This is a genomic window from Clostridium sp. (genome assembly GCF_051278035.1).
In the GTDB taxonomy this organism is placed as follows: domain Bacteria; phylum Bacillota; class Clostridia; order Clostridiales; family Clostridiaceae; genus Clostridium_AD.
The window spans coordinates 1-20394 of record NZ_JBNMNU010000040.1; the positions used below are offsets into that span (position 1 = coordinate 1).

Annotated in this window: 16 protein-coding genes; all 16 read right to left on the bottom strand. The window is 32.1% G+C overall.

Annotated features, from left to right (window positions below):
- A partial coding sequence (gene nusA / locus ACJAX4_RS08005) for a transcription termination factor NusA (RefSeq protein ID WP_435788935.1) occupies positions 1–1046 on the bottom strand: 1046 nt, incomplete at its 3' end.
- Between the two features lie 13 nt (positions 1047–1059).
- Positions 1060–1521, bottom strand: a complete 462-nt coding sequence (gene rimP, locus ACJAX4_RS08010) for a ribosome maturation factor RimP (protein WP_435788936.1) — start codon at positions 1519–1521, stop codon at positions 1060–1062.
- Positions 1522–1725: 204 nt separating this feature from the next.
- The gene (locus ACJAX4_RS08015; RefSeq protein WP_435788937.1) at positions 1726–6072 is read right to left on the bottom strand and encodes a PolC-type DNA polymerase III; all 4347 of its coding nucleotides are present in this window, start codon (positions 6070–6072) and stop codon (positions 1726–1728) included.
- A gap of 23 nt (positions 6073–6095) precedes the next feature.
- Positions 6096–7145 carry a flavodoxin-dependent (E)-4-hydroxy-3-methylbut-2-enyl-diphosphate synthase gene (gene ispG / locus ACJAX4_RS08020; RefSeq protein ID WP_435788938.1) on the bottom strand — a complete coding sequence of 350 codons (1050 nt, stop codon included), beginning with the start codon at positions 7143–7145 and terminating at the stop codon, positions 6096–6098.
- Between the two features lie 12 nt (positions 7146–7157).
- Positions 7158–8189, bottom strand: a complete 1032-nt coding sequence (gene rseP / locus ACJAX4_RS08025) for an RIP metalloprotease RseP (RefSeq protein WP_435788939.1) — start codon at positions 8187–8189, stop codon at positions 7158–7160.
- 14 nt (positions 8190–8203) lie between these two features.
- Positions 8204–9364, bottom strand: a complete 1161-nt coding sequence (gene dxr / locus ACJAX4_RS08030; RefSeq protein ID WP_435788940.1) for a 1-deoxy-D-xylulose-5-phosphate reductoisomerase — start codon at positions 9362–9364, stop codon at positions 8204–8206.
- A gap of 77 nt (positions 9365–9441) precedes the next feature.
- Positions 9442–10248 carry a phosphatidate cytidylyltransferase gene (locus ACJAX4_RS08035; protein WP_435788941.1) on the bottom strand — a complete coding sequence of 269 codons (807 nt, stop codon included), beginning with the start codon at positions 10246–10248 and terminating at the stop codon, positions 9442–9444.
- Between the two features lie 10 nt (positions 10249–10258).
- On the bottom strand, positions 10259–11038 hold the full coding sequence (locus tag ACJAX4_RS08040) for an isoprenyl transferase (RefSeq protein ID WP_435788942.1): 780 nt from the start codon (positions 11036–11038) through the stop codon (positions 10259–10261).
- Positions 11039–11119: 81 nt separating this feature from the next.
- Complete coding sequence (gene frr, locus ACJAX4_RS08045) at positions 11120–11677, bottom strand: ribosome recycling factor (protein ID WP_435788943.1); 558 nt, start codon at positions 11675–11677, stop codon at positions 11120–11122.
- 21 nt (positions 11678–11698) lie between these two features.
- On the bottom strand, positions 11699–12421 hold the full coding sequence (pyrH, locus tag ACJAX4_RS08050) for a UMP kinase (RefSeq protein WP_435788944.1): 723 nt from the start codon (positions 12419–12421) through the stop codon (positions 11699–11701).
- Positions 12422–12491: 70 nt separating this feature from the next.
- Positions 12492–13412 carry a translation elongation factor Ts gene (tsf, locus tag ACJAX4_RS08055; protein ID WP_435788945.1) on the bottom strand — a complete coding sequence of 307 codons (921 nt, stop codon included), beginning with the start codon at positions 13410–13412 and terminating at the stop codon, positions 12492–12494.
- Between the two features lie 112 nt (positions 13413–13524).
- Complete coding sequence (rpsB, locus tag ACJAX4_RS08060) at positions 13525–14226, bottom strand: 30S ribosomal protein S2 (protein WP_435788946.1); 702 nt, start codon at positions 14224–14226, stop codon at positions 13525–13527.
- 195 nt (positions 14227–14421) lie between these two features.
- A complete protein-coding gene (gene codY, locus ACJAX4_RS08065) occupies positions 14422–15198 on the bottom strand; it encodes a GTP-sensing pleiotropic transcriptional regulator CodY (RefSeq protein ID WP_435788957.1) in 777 nt (258 codons plus the stop codon).
- A 232-nt stretch (positions 15199–15430) separates the two neighbouring features.
- On the bottom strand, positions 15431–17542 hold the full coding sequence (gene topA, locus ACJAX4_RS08070) for a type I DNA topoisomerase (protein ID WP_435788947.1): 2112 nt from the start codon (positions 17540–17542) through the stop codon (positions 15431–15433).
- Between the two features lie 46 nt (positions 17543–17588).
- On the bottom strand, positions 17589–18671 hold the full coding sequence (dprA, locus tag ACJAX4_RS08075; RefSeq protein ID WP_435788948.1) for a DNA-processing protein DprA: 1083 nt from the start codon (positions 18669–18671) through the stop codon (positions 17589–17591).
- Between the two features lie 42 nt (positions 18672–18713).
- On the bottom strand, positions 18714–20267 hold the full coding sequence (locus tag ACJAX4_RS08080) for a YifB family Mg chelatase-like AAA ATPase (RefSeq protein ID WP_435788958.1): 1554 nt from the start codon (positions 20265–20267) through the stop codon (positions 18714–18716).
- Positions 20268–20394: the final 127 nt, after the last annotated feature.

Here is a 20394-nt window from a genome sequence, read left to right on the forward strand (position 1 = left end):
TATTGTGCTTGTGTTCTACTTTTAATGTCTATTTTCCAACCTGTGAGTCTTGCAGCTAATCTAACGTTTTGGCCTTCTTTACCAATTGCTAAGGATAACTGATTATCTTCAACTATGACCTTTGCAGATTTAGAATTTTCTTCAACTACAACATTTAATACCTTCGCAGGACTTAAGGCATTAGAAATATACTCTTCAGAACTCTTGCTCCATTTAATAATATCAATTTTTTCATTTCTTAATTCATTGACTATATTTTGAACCCGAGTACCTTTGGGACCAACACAAGCTCCCATAGCATCAACATTTTCGTCATTTGAATATACTGCAATTTTAGTTCTGGATCCTGCTTCCCTTGAAATACTTTTTATTTCAACAATTCCACCAAAAACCTCTGGCACCTCTAATTCAAATAATCGTTTAACAAGGCCTGGATGAGTTCTTGATACACCAACTTGAGCACCTTTTGTAGTATTTTTAACCTCAACAATATATAGTTTCAATTTTTCATTGAAATTATATTCCTCACCCGGCATTTGTTCAGTCGCACCAAGAACAGCTTCAATTTTACCTAAATCTATAAACACATTTCCTCTATCTTTTCTAATAACACTTCCTGTAATAATATCAAACTCTTTGGTTATAAATTCATTATAGATGATATTTCTTTCAGCCTCTTTTATTCTTTGAATAACTACTTGTTTTGCAGATTGCGCCGCTATTCTTCCAAATTTCCTTGGAGTAACTTCAATATCAACAGTATCCCCAATTTGGTATCTAGGACTATATTCTTTAGCTTCCTCAAGTGACAATTCATTAACTTCCTCAAGTACATCTTCTACAACTAATTTTTGACCATAAACATGTATTTCACCTGTTTCTCTGTTCATTGACACTTTTACATTCTGGCTAGCATTAGATAATGTAGCATAATTTTTCTTATACGCTGCAACTAATGCGTCTTCGATAGTTTCAAAAAGCATTTCCTCGCTAATTCCTTTTTGGTCTACAATTTCTCTCAATGCTTCAATAAAATCTTGATTCATTTTAACTTCCTCCTTACAGCACTGGTTTCAAACATACAGTGGAAATATTATCTTTTTGAACAGATATATTATTCCCATCATATTGAATTTCTATTTGCACATCAGAAAAACCTATTAAACCACCTTCAAGCTTTTTTTTACCCTCATATAGGCTGGTTAAAGTAACTAGTACATTCTGACCTACGTATTTTTCTAGATGAATGTCATTATATAAAATCCTCTCAATTCCTGGTGAAGAGACTTCTAAACAATAACCATCAGCTATTGGATCTTCTATATCTAATAGCTCACTTGTTGCTCTACTTACTTTCTCACAATTTTCTAGTGATATCCCATTAGAATTATCTATATAAATTCGGAGGAAATTTTGTCCTTTTTCTTTTACATATTCTAAATGATATAATTCACAGTCATTTTTTTCTACTATTGGCCCAATCATTCCTCTAAGTTTTTGTAACAAGGTATCATTTTTCATTTTAACACCCTCCTTTTATTCTTATTTTCCACATCTATTAGTATACACAACCATAATATTATAATTAAAACGCAACCATGAGTTGCGTTTCAATAAATAGAGAGTAGGACCGGCCTACTCTCTTGTAATAAAATTATCACAGATAACTACTATATATTAGTCTATCATAAAAATATTGTTATTTCAAGAGTTAATTCGACTTAACTAAAAAAACGACAGCTGATTCGTCTCAGGAAGCCCTTTTAAACAACCGTGATTAGCCAATGTTTCAATAACTGTTTTCGAGACTTTGCAACGAATTCTCAAATCTTCTTTCGATATAAACTCACCTTGCTCTCTTAATAAAACTATGCTTTTAGCAGCATTTTCTCCTACACCCTCAAGTGCGCTTAATGGAGGTCTTATTGAATCTCCTTCAATTATAAACTTAACCGCTTCAGATTTATAAACATCTGCACTTAATAATTTTATCCCTCTTTTAAACATTTCATAAGATATCTCAAGCGTTGTAAGAAGTCCCTTTTCTTTCACTGCTATATCATTACCCAAAGCTAATAATTCATCAATTTTAGCTCTTATAGTAGCCTCTCCTTTTACGATCAAATTCGCATCAAAATCATCTGCTCTAACTGTATAATAAGTAGCATAGTATTCCTTAGGATAATAAACCTTATGATATGCTATTCTAACTGCCATCATTACATAAGCTACAGCATGTCCTTTAGGAAACATATACTTTATCTTTTTACATGAACCAATATACCAATCTGGAACATCATGTTCCCTCATTACCTTTTCATCATCTTCCGTTAGACCCTTACCTTTTCTTACTTTCTCCATTATAGTAAAAGCAGTCTTAGGCTCAATATCTTTCTGTATTAGATACATCATTATATCATCTCTTGTAGATATACATTCACTAAGTGTGGTAAATCCTTCTTTAATATAGTATTGTGCATTGTTAATCCATACATCAGTACCATGAGATAATCCTGAAATCCGGACCAAATCTGCAAAAGATCTAGGCTGCGTATCTAAAAGCATCTGCCTTACAAATTTTGTACCAAATTCTGGAAGTCCATAACTCCCTACTTCACAACTAAGTTCTTTAACCGTTAAGCCTAACGCCTTTGGTGATGTAAATAAACTTATAACTTCAGGATCTGAGAGCGGTATAGTTTTGGGGTCTACCCCTGTCAAATCTTGAAGCATCTTAATCATTGTAGGATCGTCATGCCCTAGTATATCAAGTTTTAGTAACCTACCACTTATTGAGTGATAATCAAAATGTGTCGTAATAATATCAGAATTTGGATCATCTGCGGGGTGTTGTACTGGACAAAAATTATATATCTCATTGTCACTTGGCACAACCATTATCCCACCTGGATGTTGTCCTGAAGTCCTTTTAACACCAGTACATCCTGACACCAGACGTTCTATTTCAGCCTGTGGAACCATAATATCTTTTCCACTTAAATACTTTTTTACATATCCATAAGCCGTTTTGTCAGCAATTGTTCCAATTGTTCCCGCCTTAAAAGTATACCCTTTTCCAAATAGAACCTCTGTATACTTATGTATGTCAGCTTGATTATCTCCTGAGAAATTTAAATCTATATCCGGTTCTTTGTCTCCTTCAAATCCTAAGAAAGTTTCAAAGGGTATATCATAGCCATCCTTTATATATAGTGCACCACAAACTGGACAATCTTTGTCAGGTAAATCAGCGCCAGATCCAATGGACCCATCTAAAAAAAACTCACTATTTTTACAGACCGGACATACATAATGAGGCGGAAGGCCATTTACTTCTGTTATATTAGACATAGTAGCTACAAAAGAAGATCCAACCGATCCTCTTGATCCTACCAAATATCCATCAGCAAGAGATTTGGCTACAAGTTTTGCTGCTATTAGATAAAGTACAGCATATCCATTATTTATAATAGAATTTAATTCCTTATCCAATCTTTTTTGTACTACCTCAGGTAGTGTCTCTCCATACATAGAATGAACTTTATCCAAGGTCATTTGGCGAATTTCCTCTTCTGCACCTTCTATTTTAGGAGGGAATGTTCCATCCGGTATTGGTTTTATGACTTCTATCATTTCAGCAATTTTGTTTGGATTATAAATCACCACTTCTTTGCATTTTTTTTCTCCTAAATATGAAAATTCTTTTAACATCTCATTAGTGGTTTTAAAATACAGTGGCGGTTGGTCATCTGCATCTGAAAATCCTTTGCCAGCCATTAAAATTCTTCTATAAACTTCATCAGTTGGTTCTAAAAAATGCACATCACCTGTAGCAACTACAGGTAGATTGTATTTTTCTCCTAAATCGCATATTTTTTTATTAATATCCATTAATTCATTTTCATCTTTTACTGTTCCGTTTTTAATCATGAATTTATTGTTTAGCAGTGGTTGTATTTCTAAGTAATCATAAAACTTCACAACATCTCTAAGATCTTCTTCTGATTTTCCTTGAAGTACTTCCTTATATACTTGTCCTGCTTCACAAGCTGAACCTATTATAAGACCATCCCTATACTGATCTATTAGCGTTTTAGGAAGTCTAGGTCTTCTATGAAAATAGTCCAAATTGGAAATTGAAATAAGCTTGTATAGATTTTTAAGTCCTACTAAGTTTTTAACCAAAATAATTACATGATAAGAATTAGCTTTTTTTATATTAAAATCTCCAAGAAATTCATTATTTAAAGTATTTAGATCTAAAATATTTCTTTCTTTGAGTAAACCAAAACAATGTAACAATATTTCCGCGGTGGCTTTTGCATCATCCACTGCTCTATGGTGATTCTCAAGTGAGATACCTAAATGTTTCGCAACGGTGCTCAGCTTAAATCGTTTAAGGTCTGGGAGCAAAAATTTTGCTAATGGAATTGTATCCATAATTGCATTATTAAACTTTAAATTGAGCCTTTGACAATTTCTCTTAATAAAAGCTGTATCAAAAGCAGCATTATGTGCTACCACCACACTCTCTTTAATGAACTCTAAAAACTTAGGAAGTACTTCTTCTATAGAGTCAGCGAATTCTACCATATCATTTGTAATACCCGTTAATTCTGTAATCTTATAAGGTATGTCCATTCTCGGATTTACAAATACATTAAATCTATCTACCATTTTTCCATTTTCAATCTTAACTGCACCAATTTCAGTTATTCTGTCATTTTCACTAGATAACCCAGTAGTTTCTATATCAAATACCACAAAACGATCATCTAAATTTTCATTTTTATTATTAATAACAATTGGAACACCGTCATCTACTAAATATCCCTCTACGCCATATAAAATCTTAATGTTATATTTTTTAGCAGCATCCATAGCTTCCGGAAAAGCTTGCACCACACCATGGTCAGTTATTGCTACTGCAGAGTGGCCCCATTTAGCAGCTCTTTCAACAAGTTTAGATGCTGGGCTTATTCCATCCATTGCGCTCATTTGAGTGTGCAAATGAAGTTCAATTCTTTTTTCCTGCGCTGTATCCATTCTTTCTATTTTCTTTAGTTTAATTATATCTCTAACCATTACAACAACTTCTTTAGCATAAGTATCATAACTAGCTTCTCCACGCAGCTTGCAGAAAAGCCCAACTTTTACTTCTTCCATTATCTTTTCTACATCTTTAGGCTTTGGAAAACATTTTACTGCAATTGAACTCTCATAATCTGTAATAAAAAATGTTATGATTATTCTTCCGGTTCTAGTTTCTAATATATTCACCTTGAAAACATCACCAGATGCACATACTATTCCTGAAGCTTCATTTATATCTTTTATTGCTATACTCTCACTATTATTTATATTTCTTCCCATTATAGTGTTTTCATCAGCAGGCTCATTTTTTTTATAAGTTTGCCCCTTGTTCCATTTGTTACCACTAGCATTATCTTTATAATTGCCGCTACTTTGGCTATTGCTTTTAGGTTTATCTTTCTTTTCAGTACTTATGTTTTTAATAATATCATTTATTATAGTTTCATTTTCTTTTTCTTTTTTAACAAAATAGTCACCTTTAGAAAGCTCACTATTATGTTCTAGTTTAACGGTTGAATTAACTCCAAACATATCATTTATAGTAGTTTTTAGAAGAACCTCTATATTCTTATCTCTTAAAATTTTGCACATAAAATCATTACCACATTGAATTTTCAGTATACCATTCTCAATTATTCTAGAAGATTTTAATAAACTATCCCTACTTGCTGGCTCTGACGTAGCAATTACACTTACTACATCTGACCAAAATTTATCTTTTACATCTTCTATCGTGGCATTTGACACATCTTTATAACAAATTAGTTGTATATCTTGAAAACTACATAACCTTTTTTTTATAATATTTTTGATTAGTAGATTTTTATTATCATCTATATCCTCAAAAGATTTGATTATCACTCTTAATCTATTACTCTTTTTAAGGTATTGAACCCTAAGTACCTTAATATCATCTACTAATGTTTCTTCATTTAAATCAAAATCATTTTTCAGCATTTCAGCTAAACTTACATTCATTAGTATACCTCCTGATAGGACGTCTAAAGTTTATCTATCTCACGTATAAGCTCTTCCACTAAATCTTCTTCGTTAACAGTTTTAATTATTTTACCTTTTTTAAATATGAGGCCAACTCCAACTCCACCTGCTATTCCAATATCAGCTTCCCTTGCCTCACCTGGCCCATTAACTACGCATCCCATTATTGCAACCTTTATATTCTTATCGGAACCTTCTAATCTTTTTTCTACTTCACTCGCGATTTTAATAAGGTTAATTTGAGTTCTTCCACATGTCGGGCATGATACGAATTTAATTCCCTCATCCCTATAACCTAAGGATTTTAAAATTTCTATCCCAACCTTAACCTCGTCTATTACATCCCCAGTTAATGATACTCTAATAGTATCTCCAATGCCAGAGGCTAAAAGCGCTCCAATACCTACACTTGATTTTATAGTTCCTCGCCATGTAGTTCCGGCCTCAGTAACACCAAGATGTAGTGGATAATCTACACTATCTGATATTAATTTGTAACTTTCTATCATCATAACAACATCCGAAGATTTAATAGAAATAACTATATCATAAAAATCTAATCTTTCTAATATTTCAACATGTCTTAACGCACTTTCTACAAGTGCCTGCGCACATACATGACCATACTTTTCAAGAATATCACTTTCTAGTGATCCTGAATTAACACCGATTCTAATGGGAATACCTTTTTCTTTAGCAGCCATTGCAACTAATTTTATCTTATCAACACTCCCAATATTACCTGGATTAATTCTTAATTTGGCTATTCCATTTTCTATGGATTTTAAAGCTAACCTATAATCAAAATGAATATCTGCCACTAAGGGGATGTGAATTCTTTTAACTATATCTTTAATAGCTTCAGCTGCTATCATGTCGGGCACTGCACACCGTACTATATCGCAGCCCACTTTTTCCAGCTGCAGAATTTGATTTACCGTAGCTTCCACATCTCTTGTATCTGTGCTAGTCATTGACTGAACAGCTACCTTGGAATCGCCGCCTATATAAATTTCACCAATTTTAATCTTCCTGGTTTCTTTAATCCTCAATGCGATCATCTCCTAGAATTTCAGTGGTCTCACTATATCCTTAATTACTATAAATACCATTAGCGCCATTAATAGCATAAATCCTACATAATTTACCGCATTGACTTTCTTCTCATCTAGTTTTTTACCAGATATTATTTCAAATAACAGCATGAAAATCCATCCTCCGTCCAAAGCCGGGAAAGGCAATATGTTGATTATTCCTAGTTGCACACTCAACATTGCTGTGAACATCATTAAATTTATTATTCCAGCTTGCGCTACCATTGTTGACATTCTTATTATGCTTATAGGCCCTCCCACATCATCAGCAGAAACTTGACCCTGAAATAAGTTACCCAAAAATCCATAAATTAGTTTTGATGTACTAATAGTTTGATTAAATCCATAACCTACAGCTTCACCGAAATTCAGATTCTTTTTAAGACCAGCGATTCCTATCATGAATCTATTTTCTTTCTCATTCATAATAGGGGTAACAGTAAATTTTTCTAATTTTGAATTTCTGACTATTTCAATAGTCGCACTCTCACCTTTAGCAGCAGAAATTTCATTTACAAATTGGTCCCATTTTTCTATATTAACTTTATTAACCTTAGTAATTTCGTCTCCAACTTTTAGTCCAGCATGCATAGCTGGACTATTAGGGACTAATTTTCCAACTGTAGGTAATATATTTCCTACTGAAGCACCTACAATTGCAAATAAAACAAATGCTAATATTATATTCATAATTGCGCCGGCAGATACTATGCTTAGTTTTTGCCATGGAGTTTTACTGCTGAAAGATCTCGGATCATTACTTTCCTCGTTTTCACCATCCATTTTAACATACCCACCAATAGGAAATGCTTTGATTAAATACTCTGTTTCTTTTCCTTTAATACCAAAAAGTTTAGGCCCCATTCCCAGTGAAAATTCATGTACTTTTACTCCATTTAGTTTAGCTAGCATAAAATGTCCTAATTCATGTATTATAATCAAAAGACTAAATGCTAATAAAGCCATAATAATATACGGTATATTCCCTATAAAGCTACTCATAATAATTTACCTCCCTACATTTCACCATAATTATTTTCAACGTATTTTCTTACCTTTAAGTCAATTTCTAGAATCTCTTCTAAATCTGGGTTACCGCTATGTTCAAATCTATCCATGCAATTTTCTATAATATATTCTATTCCAAGATATTTAATTTTATAATCTAAAAACAATTCAACAGCCACTTCATTAGCAGCATTCAAAATAGCAGGCATATTCCCACCCATTTTGCCAGCTTTATAGGCTAATTTAAGACATTTGAAAGTATCCATATCCGGTTTTTCAAAAGTCAAGCTACCCATATTATAAAAATCTAATTTATCAATAACAGAATTCTTTCTTTCAGGATAGTTTATAGCATATTGGATAGGAAGTCTCATGTCAGTAGAACTCAGTTGTGCCATTACACTTCCATCTTTGTATTCTACCATAGAATGTATTACGCTTTGAGGATGAACTACTACTTGAATGTTCTCGTAATCAGCTCCAAATAACCAGTGTGCCTCTATGACCTCTAGTCCCTTATTCATAAGTGTAGAAGAATCAATCGATATTTTTTTACCCATTTCCCACTTAGGATGTTTAAGCGCCTCTTCAGGTTTTATATCTATTAATTGCTCTCTAGTCTTACCTCTAAAAGGCCCCCCTGAAGCGGTTAACACTATTTTGCTAACTGTATCTAATCTGTTCCCCTGTAGACACTGAAAAATCGCACCATGTTCAGAATCAACTGGCAGAATATTAACATGGTTTTTCTTAGCAGCATCCATTACAAGTCCACCAGCTACCACTAAAGTTTCTTTATTAGCTAAGGCAATATCTTTTCCAGCACTTATAGCTTTCATAGTTGGAACAAGTCCTATCATCCCTACAACAGCGGTTACTACAATATCCACTTCAGGCAAAGTACTTATATAATTTAAACCTTCTAGACCCTGCAAAACTTCCGTTAAATACTCCTTCTCCCTGCAATATTTTTTAAGTTTTAATGAAGCTTTCTCGTCCATCATGGCAACATATCTAGGTTCAAATTCCTCTATAATATGTATGATTTTTTCAATGCTCACATTAGCAGAAATTCCTATAATTTCAAAATTATCAATATCATTCCGAATAACATCAAGGGTTTGGCCCCCTATGGACCCAGTAACCCCCAAAATAGTAACCTTCTTCATACAAATCTCTCCGTTCCTAAAATCTATATTTTATATTATATACCATAAAATTTTATTTATGTTTCTAATTTTATCATTTATATTTTCAGTACAAATGTAATATAATAAAATGCTACTACTGAAACAAATAAAATACTATCAAACCGATCTAAAATCCCACCGTGTCCTGGTATAAGATTACTGTAATCTTTAGCCCCTACAAATCTTTTTATAGACGACGCAATTAAATCTCCAAACTGTCCGAAAATACCACAAACAATTCCAATTACAAAATAGTGATATAGCTCTATAGGCACACCATATTGTGAAATAACATAACCATAAATTGTACATCCTACAGCACTTCCAAGTAACCCACCTATTGCTCCTTCAATTGTTTTATTCGGACTAACTTTTGGACATAACTTATGCTTGCCACCTTTACCCAAAATTCTTCCAGAATAATAAGCAGCCGTATCACAACCCCATGAACAGATAAATATAATCCATACTAAATATCCACCGTAGGTTTTGTTATTAATAAACACAATAAAACTGAAAAATACTGCCACATATAAAAATCCAAAAATAGTGAGAGCAATATCCACAAAATTATAATTTGTATGAAATATAGGTATACATAATAATAAGAAAATTGTAGCTATTAAAATGTATACATTGAGGCTAGATGAAAAATCATTACCCATATTCACATAATATACTATACATAAAATATATCCTATTAGTCCAATTGGTTTATAGTGTTTTTTTCTAGAAACTTTATACAATTCATACATACCGAAAAGTGAAAGTAACATTACAAGGTACTTCAAATAGTCTCCACCTAAAAATAAAAATATTATTAACGGTGCTAGAATAAGTGCTCCTATATATCTTTTATTCATATTTTCTCCCCTATTTAACCTTTCCAAACCGTCTATCTCTTTTTTGATAGTCCGATATTGCAAGCTTCAACTGTTCCTCATGAAAATCCGGCCAATTAATGTCTGAAAACCAAAGTTCTGAGTATGCACTTTGCCACAATAAAAAATTACTTAATCTTAATTCTCCACTAGGCCTTATTATAAGGTCCGGATCTGGCATTTCTTTCATATACATATATTTCGAGAACAAATCTTCAGTTATTTCATCTCGAGATATTTTTTTACTCACTAAATCCAAAGAAATTTCTTTTACAGCATCTACAATTTCATTTCTTCCACCATAATTCAAAGCTAGATTTAAAACCAAGCCCTTATTGTTTTTTGTTTTTGCGTAAGCGCGATCTAATTCTACTTTACATACCGCTGGTAATTTTGATATGTTCCCAATGGAATTAATAACAACTTCATTACTATTTAATTCCTCCAACTCGTTTTTTAAATACTCTACTAGTAAGTTCATTAAAGAGTCTACTTCTGGTAGTGGTCTATTCCAATTTTCTGTAGAAAATGCATATAATGTTAAATACTTTACTCCAAGTTTGTTACATTCCTTCACGATTCTTCTTATCGATTCCACTCCAGCTCTATGCCCGAATGCTCTTGGCAATTTACGTTTCCTCGCCCATCTACCATTTCCATCCATTATAATTGCAATATGTACAGGTATTTTAGACATATCTAAATCCAAATTATGGATATTGTTTTCACTTATATTTTTATCTTTTTTAAAAAAAGCGAATAAATTTTTCAATAAAATTCTCTCCCTTTTATTAGTTATAGTATAATTTTAAATAGAACCTGCAATTATGCAGGTTCTATTTAAAATTATATGTTAAACTTTCATTATATCTTTTTCTTTGATATCTGTTAACTTATCCACTTCTTTAATGAACTTGTCTGTTTCCTTTTGAATTGTATCTTCAGCTTTTTTAGCTTCATCTTCAGTAATTTCGCTATTTTTTTTAAGCGACTTAATTTTATCATTAGCATCTCGCCTTATAGATCTTATAGCTACTTTGGCATCTTCTGCTGTTTTCTTCACAATTTTAAGAAGTGTTTTTCTTGTCTCTTCTGTCAGTTCGGGAATGATAAGCCTAATTACCAATCCATCATTCGAAGGATTTAATCCTAAATCAGATTTCAGTATAGCTTTTTCTATATCTTTCATGGATGCTTTGTCCCAAGCCTGAATCATTAACACTCTAGGTTCTGGTGCTGAAACGTTTGCTAACTGACTTATAGGCATGAAGCTTCCATAACATTCAACGTGTATTCTATCTAGCATTGAAGGATTTGCTCTTCCAGCTTTTAAGCTTCCAAACTCATATTTTAAAACACTAATAGTTTTATTCATTTTTTCATCAGCAATACTAATAATTTTATTAATCATAGAATTCCCTCCACATTATACTTATTCTTTGATAGAAGCAGATACTAAAGTACCAATCTTCTCTCCCAAAATCGCTCTTTTTATATTTTCTGGTTTGTCAAGTCCAAAAACCAGTATAGGTATATTATTGTCCATACATAATGATGTAGCCGTAGAATCCATAACCTGAAGCCCTTTTTCAAGTACATTAAGATAACTTAATGTATCATACTTCACTGCATCATTGTACACATGAGGATCCTTATCATAAACTCCATCAACTTTTTTAGCTAGTAATATAACTTCAGCTTCTATTTCTGCCGCCCTAAGTGCCGCCGCTGTATCTGTTGAAAAATAAGGATTACCTGTACCAGCTGCAAATATAACTACTCTACCTTTTTCCAAATGTCTCATAGCCTTCCTTCTTATAAATGGTTCGGCTATTTCCTTCATCTCAATAGCAGTTTGCACCCTAGTCTTTACATCCACATTTTCTAACGAATCTTGAAGTGCTAATGCATTAATACAAGTTGCCATCATTCCCATATAATCTGCAGTAGTCCTATCCATACCTTTACCGCTTCTACCACGCCATATATTTCCGGCACCAACAACTATTCCTATTTCAACACCAAGCTTTACTAATTCTTTTATCTGAAGTGCTATCTCATTTGTAGTGTCAAAGTCTATTCCAAATCCTTGCGTGCCAGCTAATGCTTCTCCAGAAATCTTCAACATAATTCTTTTATATTTAGCAACTTCCATGAATATTACCCCTCCAAATTAAAGTATTACTTATTTTAAAAAAGAGAACACGCAGTGTCCCCTTTAATTGTTATTTACCCTGCACTTGTCTTGCAACTTCTTCAGCAAAGTTTTCTACTTTCTTCTCTATACCTTCTCCTCTTTCAAATCTTACAAATCTTGTTACTTTTATGTCAGCACCAAGTTTCTTGGATTCTTCTTGAAGAAGTTTTGTAATAGTATAGTCAGCATTTTTAACCCAAATTTGTTCAAGTAGACAAACTTCTTTGTAATATTTATTTACTCTACCTTCAACCATTTTTTCAACTATCTTTTCTGGTTTTCCTTCGTTAAGTGCTTGAACTCTGTATATTTCTTTTTCTTTATCTAAAGTTTCATTATCGACACACGTATTATCCAAGAATAGCGGACTCGCAGCTGCGATTTGCATTGCAATATCTTTAGCAATCTTAATTAACACATCATCTTTTTTATCGCAGGCAAGTTCAACAAGAACACCAATTCTTCCACCACCATGGATATAACTTTGAACTACACCATTTTCAATGGAGAACTTTTCAAATCTTCTTACAGACATGTTTTCACCAAGTTTTGATATTAATTCCGTAACAGCAGCCGTAATCGTAATCTCTTTATTAGCTATGTATCCTTCAGAAGTAAACTCATCAATAGTAGTTGAAGTAGTTTGCACAGCTTGCAAAGCAACGTTTTTAGCTAAACCAACAAAGTCTTCATTAGCAGAAACGAAGTCTGTTTCACAATTAACTTCTACAACAGATCCTGTCTTCATATCTTCTGAAATATGCGTACATACTACTCCTTCTGAAGCTATTCTTCCAGCCTTTTTAGCAGCAGCAGCCAGCCCTTTTTCTCTTAAAAGTTCAATGGCTTTATCAATATCACCATCTGTTTCTATTAGAGCTCTTTTACAATCCATCATTCCAGCTCCGGTTCTTTCTCTTAACTCTTTAACCATGCTTGCACTAATCATTATTATTTCCTCCTATTCCTATCTAATTTAAAAGGTAAATGAAAGCATTAACTCCCACCTACCCCTCAAATGTTATATCAAAAATTTTCTTATCTATTAAGCCTAATTACTATTATTCAGCTAATTGCTCGCCTTGTCTTCCTTCTATTATAGCATCAGCTAATCTTTCAGTTATTAATTTAACTGCTCGTATAGCATCATCATTACCTGGAATTACATAATCAATTTCATCTGGATCACAGTTTGTATCAACTATTGCAACTACTGGGATTCCAAGAGCTTTAGCTTCGGAAATCGCATTTTTTTCTTTCCTAGGATCTACAATAAATAGAGCTCCAATTTTGTTTGCATCCATGCTTCTTATTCCACCTAAATTAATTTCTAATTTTTCTCTTTCATGCATAAGCTTACTTACTTCTTTTTTGGGAAGAACTTCAAAAACTCCATCTTCCTCCATTTTAAATAATTGCTCTAATCTTTGTATTCTTGTTTTAATTGTTTTAAAGTTTGTTAACATTCCGCCTAACCATCTATTGTTTACAAAATGCATACCTGCTCTTACAGCTTCAAATTTAATAGCTTCCTGAGCTTGTTTTTTTGTACCTACAAATAAAATATCTTTACCTTCTTCAGATACAGATTTAACGAAATCATATGCATCATCAATTTTTCTAACTGTCTTTTGTAAATCGATAATATAAATACCGTTTCTTTCTGTAAATATGTAAGGAGCCATTTTAGGATTCCATCTTCTAGTTTGATGTCCGAAATGTACACCTGCTTCTAATAATTGTTTCATTGATATAACTGCCATTAATAATAACCTCCCTGTTTTTTACCTCCATTACAATCATCTTATTGAAGTCCAAATATAGGAACCCTTCAACAATTAAGCAATGTGTGTATTTTAGTACGTATGTAGTATATCACAAGATATTAATGTATTCAACAACAATTTTAATTGAAATGAAATAAAAAAAAGGCAAAGCAATATCGCCCTGCCTTAAATTTATTTTATTTTATTAAGTTCATCAATTAGTTTATCATTAAGTATTTTAATATGTGTACCCTTCATCCCAAGGGACCTTGATTCTATTACTCCTGCACTTTCAAATTTTCTAAGCGCATTAACTATAACAGATCTTGTTATTCCAACTTTATCTGCTATTTTAGAGGCCACAAGCAATCCTTCAGGACCGTCTAATTCATTGAAAATATGTTGTACAGCTTCGAGTTCTGAGTACGATAGTGTTCCAATAGAAAGTTGTACCACGGCTTTTTTTCTTGCTTCTTCTTCTATTATATCATTTTTAGCTCTCAATATTTCAAGACCAACTATTGTAGCGCTATATTCTACTAATACTAAATCATCATCTGTAAAATCCTTATCAAATCTTGCTAATAAAAGTGTACCTAATCTTTCTCTATTTCCGTTTATTGGTACAATTGTGGTTATTTTATTATCTACTGTGCACTCCTTACTATCTTCTAGTACGCAAAAAGCTTTATTGGTAAGATTTTCTTTAGTCTCATTAATATTAAGCAAATTATTATTATAATTTTCTGGGAATCTCATATTTTTAATAATCTCGTCTTTCACGATATCACATTCATATCCACCTGATAGTGTATAACCTAATATTTTACCTCTTCTACTAACAATATACACATTACATTCCAATACATTGCTTAGTAGATTACAAATATCATCAAAAACTACTGGTTCTGTTCCTGATTTTTGCAATATCTTATTTAACTTCCTCGTTTTATCTAATAATGACACGATATTCCTCCTCATTTATGATATGATCTACGCCTATAATATTTAAGCCAACACTTAAAGTAAAATTCTCTACAATTATAAAATTCGAAATATTTTAAATTTTTAGAATTGTTCCTTCTCTATTTAATAATAGCATAACATTAATGCCATTTCAATAATTTTTCGTATATTTCGACATAATATCTATGGAATATTTATTGTTTTCCAGGGAATTACCTGATTTATTATATTAATTTCACTCTTCTTCAGTTTTTTCTTCAATACTTTCTTCCGGTTTATATTCCCTATGTTTACATTCTGCGTTTGAGCATTCCGTGAATTCTCCTTTAGATTTATTATATTTCTTTAACATATAAGTATCACACTTAGGACATTTTATAGTGGTAGGCTCAAACCAACTCACGAAATCACACTTCGGATAATTACTGCATCCAAAAAATTTAGTACCCTTTTTACTTCTTCGTTCTAACACTTTTCCATCACATTTAGGGCAATTAACTTCTAGTTCTTTAGTAATTGCTTTTGTGTTTTTACATTCCGGGTAACCTGGACATGCTAAAAAATCACCAAACCTTCCGTGTTTTATCACCATGAACTTACCACATTTATCACATACAACCTCAGTAACTTCATCTTCAATTGTAATTTTAGCTATTTCTTTCTCAGCGATTTCAATATCCTTTTTTAAGGGTGTAAAGAAAATATCCACTATATCTTCCCACTTTTCTTGTCCCTCTTCTATAGTATCTAAATTATTCTCCATTTGAGCGGTAAACTCTACATCTACTATTTGTTTGAAGTATTCACTTACTATATTATTTACGATATTTCCAAGTTCAGTTACTTCTAATGTTTTTTTTTCTTTTTCTATGTATCTCCTACCAAGAAGAGTTGAAATAATTGGTGCATAAGTACTAGGTCTTCCTATGCCATTTTCTTCTAAAGTTTTTACAAGAGATGCTTCAGAAAATCTTGCAGGTGGCAATGTAAAATGCTGCTTTCCTTGAATATTTTCATTTACCAAAACATCTTTCTCAGTAAGTTCTGGAAGTTTAAGTGTGTTTTCATCTTCATCTAAGTCTTCATTATAAATTTTTCTAAACCCATCAAAAGTTACTTTAGATCCAGATGCCTTAAGTATATAGTTACCATTTTCTATATCTATCGATACAGTATTTAGTAAACACGTTTCCATTTGACTAGCAACATACCTATTCCAAATCAAGGTATACAGCTTATATTGTGGTGCTTTTAGTGTTTTCTTTGCTATTGCCGGTGTTATTTCAACATACGATGGTCTAATAGCTTCATGAGCATCCTGTATATTTTTTTTGCCTTTAAATATTCTAGGAGTCTCAGGATAATATTTTTCTCCGTATTTATTTTCAATAAATTCTTTTGCATTATTTTGTGCTTCTTCAGATATTCTAACAGAGTCAGTCCTCATATATGTAATAAGTCCTACTGTTCCATGTCCCTCAATATTTATACCTTCATATAATTGTTGTGCTACAGACATAGTTCTTTTAGTTGTAAAATTAAGTTTTCTATAAGCATCTTGCTGAAGCGTACTTGTTGTAAATGGTGGAAGTGGATTTTTACTCTTAGAAGCTTTCTTTATTTTCTTTACAATAAATTCTTTTTTATTAAGTGTGTTAATAATCTCATCACTTTCACCTTTAGAATTTATCTCAATTTTCTTCCCATCAGCTGAGACTAATTTAACATTTAAATTATGAGGTTCTCCTTCTTTATGCAGAACGCACTCTATAGTCCAATACTCCTGAGTAATAAAATTTTGTATTTCCTTTTGTCTATCACAGATTATTTTAAGAGTAACTGATTGAACTCGGCCAGCACTAAGTCCCCATTTAACTTTTCTCCAAAGTATAGGGCTAATTTCATAACCAACCAATCTATCAAGTATACGTCTTGCTTGTTGTGCATCCACAAGCGGCGCATTTATTATTCTTGGAGTTTTTATAGCGTTTTTAACTGCCGTTTTAGTTATCTCATTAAATTCTATTCTACACTTATCTTTTTCATCTATTTTTAAGGCTTTTGCTAAATGCCAAGCTATTGCTTCACCCTCTCTATCAGGGTCAGTTGCCAAATAAACTTTATCACTTTTTTTTGCTTCTTTTCGAAGTTTACTGAGAATTTCTCCCTTACCACGGATAGTAATATATTTAGGTTGATAATTATTATCTATATCAACCCCTAATTGGCTTTTTGGCAAATCTCTAACGTGTCCCATGGAAGCTTCAACTACAAAACTGCTACCTAAATATTTTTTTATAGTTTTAGCTTTTGCAGGTGACTCAACTATTACAAGTTTTTGTCCCATCTTATCCCCTCCATCAATGTATTCTAGTTTAATTCATATATTTTATTTAAATTTTGTTATTTACCCGTACATAATAGTTTCCTGATAAACATAATATTTGATTTTTAATCTGCAGTTCAAATAATACCTCATATAATTGTTTTATGTCAATGTTAGTTATTCTAATAATATCATTAATGTGTAGCGGGCTATCATTTATAACGTTATATATTTCTTTATGAGTTTCATTCTTTACAGGAACTACAGCTGTTTTTTTTAAATTTTTCATTTCTATTCCTATTAAATTAAATATATCTTCAGAACAGGTAAGAGGAAATGCTCCATCTTTAATTAATTTATTTGTTCCCTTACTTTCGTGTGAAAATATAGATCCCGGAACTGCCATAACATCTTTACCTTGTTCAAGCGCTAGATTTGCAGTAATTAATGATCCACTTTTTTCACCAGCCTCTATTACAATAATAATATCACTAAGAGCGCTTATTATTCTATTTCTCTGGGGAAAATTATACGCATATGGTGGCGTTCCTGGTAAAAACTCTGAAATAACACAACCGGTTTGAGCTATTTCATTAAAAATTTTAGTGTTTTCTTTTGGGTATACTATATCTAGTCCTGAACCTAAAACTGCACAAGTATAACCATCATTCCCTAGACAGTTTTCATGTGCAAACGTATCAATACCTCTATCCATTCCACTAATAATATTAACATTATTAGCACATAAATCTCTACAAATAATTTTAGTAACATCCTTACCATAATTCGAAAATTTTCTTGATCCTACTATAGAAATATTATACCCCTCATTTAATGGCAATATGTTACCCTTATAAAATAATGTATATGGTGCATCATCATAATTTTTTAGTTTTTTAGGGTATTCACCCTCATAATAGGAAATTGATTTTATCTCATTAATTTCTAATTTTCTTTTCACATTATCAATATCGCTTGCATTCCACGCATTAGTCAATATGTCTGTTAACTCTTTTTTGAAATATTCAGTTTTTTTAGTATGTACGCCATAGTACCATATTTTTTCGGTGTTCTGTAAATCATTTATTAATTTTAGTTTAATTCTTGGGGATAATTTAACTAAACAAAACCATATATCATAGTCATTCATTTTTTTACATACCTCCATTTTTTTGTTTATTGTCAATAATAACTAAACCACCCTCTCATCTATAAATTTTCTATATTGCATAGCCTCGATAATATGCATATCTAAAATATTTTCACTCTTATCTAAGTCAGCAATGGTTCTAGCTACCTTAAGTATCCTAGAATAAGCTCTTGTACTTAAATTAAACTTACTGTACATCAGTTCCATGATTTTACTTGCACTATTATCTAACTGACAGTATTTTTTAATTAGTTTTTGACTCATCTCCGAATTACAGTGAATTTTCTCTTTCCTAAATCTTTTCGCTTGAATATTTCTTGCTACCTCTACCCTTTTTTTAATAATATCAGATTTCTCACTATTTTTCCCATTAGCTATTTTATCATATGGTAGTGTATTCACCGCTGTAAAAATATCAATACGATCGATTAAGGGACCACTGAGTTTACTTAAATATCTTCGCCTCTCATATTCGCTACAGTTACATCGTTTTTCATATGAACCATAGTATCCACATGGGCATGGATTTAGAGCACTTACAAACATGAAATTTGACGGGTATTCTATGTTCCCATTAATTCTTGATATGTTTATTTTACGCTCTTCAAGTGGTTGCCTTAATATTTCTATTACATTTTTTTTAAATTCTAATAGTTCATCTAAAAATAATACACCCATGTGGGCTAAAGAGATTTCTCCAGGTGCTATCTTATTTCCACCACCAACTAGCGCAATCCTTGATATAGTGTGATGAGGATTTCTAAATGGTCTTTGCATAATAATACCGCCTGTATCCCCTAGCTTTCCACAAACGCTGTAAATTTTAGTAACCTCTAGTGACTCCTCCTGACTTAAAGATGGCAATATAGTTGGAATTCTCTTCGCCATCATTGATTTTCCCGAACCAGGTGGCCCATACATAAGTAAATTATGATTCCCAGCCGCCGCCACTTCAATAGCTCGTTTTGAACTCTCCTGTCCCATAACGTCCTCATAATCTAATTGCTCATTAATTAATACCCCTACCCCAACAGTCCTTTTATAAGGTATTAAATCCCTATAATTTAAAAAATCAACTACTTGTTTTAAGTTGTCTAATGCATATATCTTTGCAGATTTCACAAGGCTACATTCTTTTGCGTTGTTGGTAGGAACAATAAACTTTTCAATTTTATTTTTAATTCCTTCCATAACGACAGGTAATGAGCCTTTAACACTCTTAAGTCCACCAGATAGTGATAATTCTCCTATAAAAAGATAATCATTAATATCATTAACGATTATTTGTTTGGTTGCAAGCAGGATACCTATAGCTATTGGTAAATCAAATAGTGATCCTTCTTTCTTAAGATCCGCTGGTGCTAAATTTATAGTCACCCTATTTACTGGAAAATCAAAACCTGAATTTAGTATTGCAGAGCGGACCCTTTCTTTTGATTCTTTGACTGCTATATCTGCAAGTCCAACAATGTTTAAAGCCGGAAGTCCACGAGTTATGTCAATTTCAACTGTAACTATAACACCTTTAATTCCTGTAAATGCAGCAGACATAATTTGTATTGCCATATTATCACCCTCAACCTTTATATTTCTTATTACTTCTATTCCATAATTATTGACAAAATAATTTTATATAAACTTAATGGTAAATTATATTTTATAGTAATAATTGTAATCTTCTACAGTGGAAAATATATAGAATATTAAATAAGTCATACTAAAA